Origin of the sequence: Aeromonas piscicola (genome assembly GCF_000820005.1) — a bacterium.
Lineage (GTDB): Bacteria > Pseudomonadota > Gammaproteobacteria > Enterobacterales > Aeromonadaceae > Aeromonas > Aeromonas piscicola.
This window is the reverse complement of sequence record NZ_CDBL01000079.1, coordinates 120,679-127,704: the sequence shown is the minus strand read 5'-3', so window position 1 is coordinate 127,704 and position 7,026 is coordinate 120,679. Positions and strand designations below refer to the sequence as shown.

Below are 7,026 nucleotides of genomic sequence, written 5' to 3'. Positions count from 1 at the left end.
TGCCCTTCATCCACTTCTTCGACGGTTTTCGCACCTCCCACGAGGTAAACAAGATCACCGCCCTGCATAGGGACGAAATTCGCGCCCTGATCGACAACGACTGGGTGCGGGCCCACCGTGCCCGGGCGCTCAACCCGGATCATCCGGTGATGCGCGGCACGGCCCAGAACCCGGATACCTATTTCCAGTCCCGCGAGAGCGTCAACCCCTTCTACGAAGCGGTACCGGCACGGGTGCAGCAGTGCATGGACAAGCTGGGATCCCTCACCGGCCGCCACTACCGGCTGGTGGAGTACCACGGTGCCAGCGACGCGACCGACGTCATCTTGCTGATGGGATCGGGGGCGGCCACCGCCCGCACGACTGTGGATTGGCTCAACCGGCAGGATCGCAAGACAGGGGTCCTGGTGGTGCGCCTCTATCGCCCCTTCCCTGTACAGGCGCTGCTCGATGCGCTGCCTGCCAGCGTGCGCCGGCTGGCGGTGCTGGATCGCACCAAGGAGCCGGGCGCAGGCGGCGAGCCGCTGCTGCTGGATGTGCAGAGCGCCCTGATCGATGGCTTGCAGCGCGGCCTTATCAAGCGGCTGCCGTGGCTCAGTGGCGGTCGCTACGGTCTCTCTTCCAAGGAGTTCACCCCGGCCATGTGCGCCGCCGTGTTTGAGGAGCTGGCATCCGATGCGCCGCGCCCACGTTTCACCGTGGGGATTGTCGATGACGTCTCGGGCCTCAGTCTGGCCTGGCACCCCATCGGCGATCTGGAGCCCGCCAGCCGGGTGCGGGCGCTCTTCTTCGGCCTGGGCGCCGACGGCACGGTTGGCGCCAACAAGAACAGCATCAAGATCATCGGCGAGCTGGAGGGCTTCCACGCCCAGGGGTACTTCGTCTACGACTCCAAGAAGTCGGGCTCGCGCACCGTCTCCCACCTGCGTTTTGGCCCCGAGTCCATAGACGCCCCCTGGCTCATCGAGCAGGCGAGCTTCATCGGTTGTCACCAGTGGAGCTTCACCGAATCGGTGGACTTGCTGGAGCACGCTGCGGAAGGGGCGACCCTGCTGCTCAATGCCCCCTATGAAGCAGACAAGGTGTGGGGCCAGCTGCCCGAGCGGCTGCGGGCCCGCATCCGCACCCTCAATATCCAGCTCTACTGCATCGATGGCGATCGGGTGGCCGAGCAAAACGGCATGGGCAATCGCATCAACACCATCATGCAGACCTGCTTCTTCGCGCTGGCCGGGGTATTGCCACGGGATGAGGCCATTGCGCTGATCAAGGAGAGCATCGAGAAGAGCTATGCCCGCAAGGGGCCCGAGGTGGTGGCGCGCAACTTCGCGGCGGTGGACGATACCCTGGCTCACTTAAGCAAGGTGGCGATCCCGGCCGGAGACGAGCAGATCAGCGATTATCCGCTGCCACTGGCACCGGGCGGCAGCGAGTTTGTCCAGCGGGTCACAGGCGAGATGCTGGCGGGGCGCGGCGATCTCATCCCCGTCTCCATGCTGCCGGTGGATGGCACTTATCCCACAGCTACCAGCCGCTTCGAGAAGCGGGATATCGCCCGCGAGATCCCTGTCTGGCAATCCGATATCTGCATCCAGTGCGGCAACTGTGTCTTCGTCTGTCCCCACGCGGCGCTGCGGGCCAAGTTCTACCATCAGGACTGGCTGGCGACCGCCCCCGAGGCGGCCCAGTCGGTGCCCGTTACCGCCAAAGGCTTCCCCGACAGCCGCTATACCCTGCAACTCTATCCGGAGGATTGCACCGGCTGCGGCCAGTGCGTGCAGGCCTGTCCGGTACGGGCCGGAGCGGATGCGGAACACGAGGGCGAGCGCGCCATCACCATGCTGGACAAGGCGCCCCATCTGGCCGGCCAAAAGCAGGCGCTGCGCTGGTTCGAGAGCCTGCCTTGGCCTGCCCGCGAGCGGGTGGACTTTTCCACCGTGCGCGGTGCCCAGTTCCTCGAGCCCCTGTTCGAGTTTTCCGGCGCCTGCGCCGGCTGTGGCGAGACCCCTTATCTGAAGCTGCTGACCCAGCTGTTTGGCGATCGCATGCTGGTGGCCAACGCCACCGGCTGCTCCTCCATCTATGGCGGCAACCTGCCGACCACTCCCTGGGCCAAGAACGGCGAAGGCAAGGGGCCGGCCTGGTCCAATTCCTTGTTCGAGGACAACGCCGAGTTCGGCTTTGGCTTCCGCCTCACGGCCGATCAGCATCATGGTCAGGCGGTGGCCGCCCTCAAGGCGATGAAGGGGGAGCTGGGGGGGGAGCTGGTCGAGTCGCTTATCAGTGCCCCGCAGCGGCTGGAGTCGGAGATCCGCGCCCAGCGGGGCAGGGTGGCGCAGGTGCGTGAACGACTGGAGGAGGTGAACTCGGGACCAGCCCGCGAACTGCTGTCCCTCATCGATCAGCTGGTGCGCCGCTCGGTCTGGATCGTCGGCGGTGATGGCTGGGCCTATGACATAGGCTCGGCGGGGCTCGATCACGTGCTCGCCTCCGGGCGGGATGTGAACGTGCTGGTGATGGATACCGAGGTCTACTCCAACACCGGTGGCCAGATGTCGAAATCGACGCCGCTGGGGGCCGTCGCCAAGTTCGCGGCGGGAGGCAAGACGCTGGCCAAGAAGGATGTGGCGCTGCAGGCCATCTCCTATGGCAACGTCTATGTGGCACGTATCGCCTTTGGTGCCAACCCGCAGCAGACGCTGCAAGCGTTGCGGGAGGCTGAGGCCTATCCGGGCCCGTCCCTCATCATCGCCTACAGCCACTGCATCGCCCATGGCATCGATATGGAGCTGGGGCTGACCCAGCAGAAACGGGCGGTGGACTCGGGCCACTGGCCGCTGCTGCGCTACAACCCGGTATTGCGCAGTGCGGGGCAGAACCCCTTCAGCCTCGACAGCCTGCGCCCCTCTATCCCCCTTGCCGAATACAGGGCAGAGGAGAACCGCTACCGGGTGCTGGCTCAGAGCCATCCAGAAGAGGCCGAGCGGCTGATGCAGGTGGCGCAGCAGGTGGCTTGGCAGAAGTGGGCCACCTACGAGGAGATGGCTACCCGTGAGGCCAGCGCCTTCCATCCTCCCGTCTGAGCCGGATCCTGAATGACGAAGCGGGCCTGTCGGCCCGCTTTTTTTATGACTGGAGAGAGGCGTGGTTCAGAGGCTGGTGGCACGCAGCACCTTGAGGTGCAGGCTGCGCTCCTGATGGGCCGCTATCTCCTGCTCGGTGAAGCGCATGGGCTGCCACTGCTGGCGGGCGAACTGCTCGGTCTGATCGGTGAAGTGCGGGCTCTCGGGGTCGTGGGACTGGCCGTAGCTCAGGAAGCGCTCCGCCTTGGGGCCGGCGGCATCGAACTGCAGGGCCAGCACGAAGCTGGAGCCGTAGTTGGCGCGATAACGCAGCTCGGGCTGGCCGTCACCGTCATCATCCAGGCTGCGCAGCGTGGTACCTGCCACGCTCTTGCCGGTCACTATGTTGGCGAGATCCGAGCTGCTGCGCGAAGGCAGATTGGTCTGCACCATGTTGAACAGCCCCTCGAACGAGTTGCCTCCCGGCAGCGGTATGGGGGTCAGCCCGGCCGCCTTTTGCACGAACTGCAGCGCGCCGAGCTCGGCATCCAGCGCGATACCGGCGGCCTGCAACCGCTGCTGGGCCTGAGCCTGTGCCAGCAGGGCGGGATCCTGATCCGGCGCGCCGCCCCAGAGGGCCAGTCCACTCGGGGTGGTGGCGCCTCGGGCCGGATCGAAGGGGATGGCAAACAGGGCATCCTTGATGTCTCTGTGGCCGCTGGTGCGAAACGCCGTCAGCCATTCGCGTATCAGGTGGGCGCCCCGGCTCTCCCGCTGATACTCGCCATCCCAGTTGGCGAGCGCATTGCAACTCGGGGTCAGGTCCAGTGGGCCGCTGGCCAGCTGGATCAGCGGATGGGCCTGGCAGCGGGCCAGCAGGGGTTCCCTCAGCTCGCGGGCAAACAGGGAGCCGTTGTGGGTCAGCACCCGTTGAAGCGCCGGCAGGGTGAAGCGGCGATCGGCCCCGGTCAGTCCCATGGTCTCTGGGGTGCTGATGAGCTGGGCGTTGTAGCGAGTACGCGGGCTGCGCACCGTCTGCTCCGGTCCGTAAAGGATGGAGTAACCCTCCAGCGGCGCCGCCAGGTTGGTCAGCCAGTGGCTGCTGTTGGCGTTGTAGACGTAGTCGCTGCGGGTCTGGCGGGGGGCCTGGCTCAGGGGGATAAGGCCGGGGGCCCGGGTCTGGCCGCTGTCGACCCACTCGAAGTCGGGATCGTTGCCCGGCAGCAGCACGCTGCCCTCGCCATCCAGCCAGACGGGGGCCAGCTGCGGGGTCTGGGAGGCTGCTCGCCACCAGGCTTCGGCCTTGGCGCCGAGGCGGGGCACCTGGGTGGCATCCACATAGCTGGCCTGGCCCGCCTTGTCGATCAGCAGGATATTGACCCAGGGTACCCCCTGATGCTCGGCCAGTGCGTCGAAGAAGGCCGGGGTACTCTGGGCCTTGGCCATGGCCAGCCACTGCTCCAGCATCTTGTAGTTGCCGGCATTGGCATCGCGGAAGCTGATGGCGCTGCTGCTGGTCCAGCCCAGGGTGGGCGAGAGGGAGGCGAGGTTGACCACGGGGCCGAAGTGGCTGGCATAGACGGTCTGGGCATAGGGTTGCAGGCTGCCATCTGCCTGACGCACTTGCAGCGTGACGGTTTTCTGGCTCATCTCCCGCCACTGGTCGCCGTAGCGGTAGCGCAGCGGATTGGCGGGATCCAGGGTGAGCTGATAGAGGGTGAAGCGCTTGGACTGGGAGACGGTATGGGTCCAGCCCAGCTGTTCGTTGAAGCCGATCAGGATGGCGGGAAACCCCATCATGGTGGCGCCGGTCACGTTGAGTTTGCCCGGGATCTGCAGGTGCTGTTCGTAGAACCTGAGCTCGCCATCCCAGGGGAAGTGGGGGTTGCCGAGCAGCAGGCTGTTGGCGTTGCTGCTGCGATCTGCCCCCAGTGCCCAGCCGTTGCTGCCGATCCCCTCGGCGGTGAGCAGCCACTCGGCTTCCGGGTCAGGCAGGGCGCGCGCCTGCGTCCCGCTGCCGGGGGGCTGGGCGCTCGCCATGGCACCGATGAAGCTGCGGCCGCTGGCGAGCTGGGCGAGATCCAGGTGATAGGCCAGCAGCTGGGTCGGGGTGATGGGCTCGACCCACTCGGCCCCACGGCAGGGGGAGGGATAGTCCGCCGGGCCGGCTCGTCCCGTGAGTGAGTGGTTGAAGCCTGCCACATAGCCCTCGATGAGATCGCGGGCATCCGGCGCCAGCTTGCCATACAGAGCAGCGGCCTGGGCGGGCAGATCCAGCGAGCGATAGCCCACGTCGGAGAGCAGGTTGCGCTGCTGCTCTCCCGCTCCCAGCCAGCGGGATTTTTCCCCCCGCAGCTTCATGATCTGCTCGCTCAGGGTGCAGAGGTTCTCCTCGGCATGGGCGTAACCTGCCCCGAAGCCGAGGCTGGCGTAGTCATTCGCCTTGATGTGGGGCACCCCCTGCTCCGTGTAGGTGAGGGTGACGTCATAGTGGCGAGCGGGATCCGGCTCGCTGCTGTTTTCCTGGCAGCCGGCCAGAACGAGGCAGCCGAGCAGGGTAAGGGGAAAGGGAGATCGCATTTGGGTTCCTTCTGTTGTCCGTGCTTGTTATGGTTCTGTTGCTTTTTGCCCGCAGGAGAGGGTATTTAAGAGCAGGGCGAGCTGGCTGTCGCTCCGCTGGATGGAACCGGTCATAGTTCCGAAAACAGAATAAAAACAAGGATAAACAGGTCCGTCTCGATGGAGCCGTACCTGGGGGAGCAAGCATATGCAGTGGGAAGAAGTGGCGGCCTTGCTCAGTCTGAGCCTGGCGGGCATGTTGTTGCTGGCGGCGCTCGGCTGGCAGTGGCGGGGACGCTGGGACTCAGCCTCCGGTTATCTGCTGGCCCTGCTTGCTCTGAGCAGTGTGCAGGCGCTGGAGTATCTCTACCATCAGCAGCAGCTGTTCGAACGTTGGCCTCATCTGCTCAAACTGGCGGATCCCCTGGTGGTGATGCTGCCGTTCTGCCTCTATGGCTATATCCGAGCCCTGCAGGGGGAGCTTGTACTCGGCCGCTGGCGTGACCGACTGGTGCACAGTCTGCCGCTGTTGCTGGTGGCCATGCTGGCGCTACCTTACTGGTTGCTGCCTGGCGCCGAGAAGGTGCGCTGGATCCTGCTCGGCAAGCATGGGGATGGGTTGTGGCCCGGCATCACCCTCTACGGCAATCGCTATCTGGCCATCATGGCCCTGCTGGGGCTGATCTACTGGTGGCGTCAGCAGCGGCTTGGGGTCGTCAGCCGCAAGCCGGCGCTGAGGGCCTGGGTGAGCCAGTTGCAGGGACTGCAGCTGTTGGTGGCCTTGTTGCTGTTGGGGCGGATCGCCCTGAGCTGGCTCGGCTGGCCGCTCTCCACCGTCTATCTGCAGGCCCCCGTCACCGCCTATCTGCTGTTGCAGGTGCTGGCCCATGCCCGCCTGCCACAACAGGCTGCTTCGGCAGAGATCACGCACCCCGGCGGGAGTGAGGGTCAGGCCTGCGTCATGAGCCCGGCACAGGACGCGAGCCAGCAGCCGCTGTTTGACGAGCTGGAGCGGCGGCTGAAGGAGGGGGCCTATCGGGATCCCGTGCTCTCTCTCGGCAAGCTGGCTGGCGAGTGCGGCCTGAGTACCCATCAGGCCTCCACCGCCATCAACGCCTGCTCGGGCGGCAATTTCTACGACTGGCTAAACCGTTATCGGGTGGAGGAGGCCAAACGGCTGCTACAGGCGGGAGACGAGACGGTGGCCAGCATCTGTTACAGGGCGGGCTTCAACAGCAAGTCCACCTTCAACACCGCCTTTCGCCGCCATACGGGGCAGACCCCGAGCGAATTTCGCCGTCAGGGCCTGCCAGTGTTTCGGACGGTTTCTCCATGACGAGACGATAAAAAGCCCGGCTTGAGCCGGGCTGGAGGGATAAGTTGCTTATCCGGGTATTCGTCGAGG

Annotated in this window: 3 protein-coding genes; 2 read left to right on the top strand and 1 reads right to left on the bottom strand. The window is 65.5% G+C overall.

The annotated features are described in order from the left end of the window. A partial coding sequence (nifJ, locus tag BN1128_RS21275; RefSeq protein ID WP_042872549.1) for a pyruvate:ferredoxin (flavodoxin) oxidoreductase occupies positions 1-3,083 on the top strand: 3,083 nt, incomplete at its 5' end. A 66-nt stretch (positions 3,084-3,149) separates the two neighbouring features. On the opposite strand, the gene BN1128_RS21270 is transcribed toward nifJ, so the two are convergent. Beyond that, positions 3,150-5,642 carry a penicillin acylase family protein gene (locus BN1128_RS21270; RefSeq protein ID WP_042872547.1) on the bottom strand — a complete coding sequence of 831 codons (2,493 nt, stop codon included), beginning with the start codon at positions 5,640-5,642 and terminating at the stop codon, positions 3,150-3,152. 187 nt (positions 5,643-5,829) lie between these two features. Here BN1128_RS21270 and BN1128_RS21265 point away from each other — a divergent pair, with 187 nt between their 5' ends. Next, positions 5,830-6,957, top strand: a complete 1,128-nt coding sequence (locus BN1128_RS21265) for a helix-turn-helix domain-containing protein (protein ID WP_042872545.1) — start codon at positions 5,830-5,832, stop codon at positions 6,955-6,957. Positions 6,958-7,026 lie beyond the last annotated feature (69 nt).

What these genes read in the sequence shown, in the direction of transcription:
- BN1128_RS21265 (WP_042872545.1), top strand. Translation starts at nt 5,830, where the DNA reads ATGCAGTGGGAAGAAGTGGCGGCCTTGCTCAGTCTGAGCCTGGCGGGC.
- BN1128_RS21270 (WP_042872547.1), bottom strand. Translation starts at nt 5,642, where the DNA reads ATGCGATCTCCCTTTCCCCTTACCCTGCTCGGCTGCCTCGTTCTGGCC.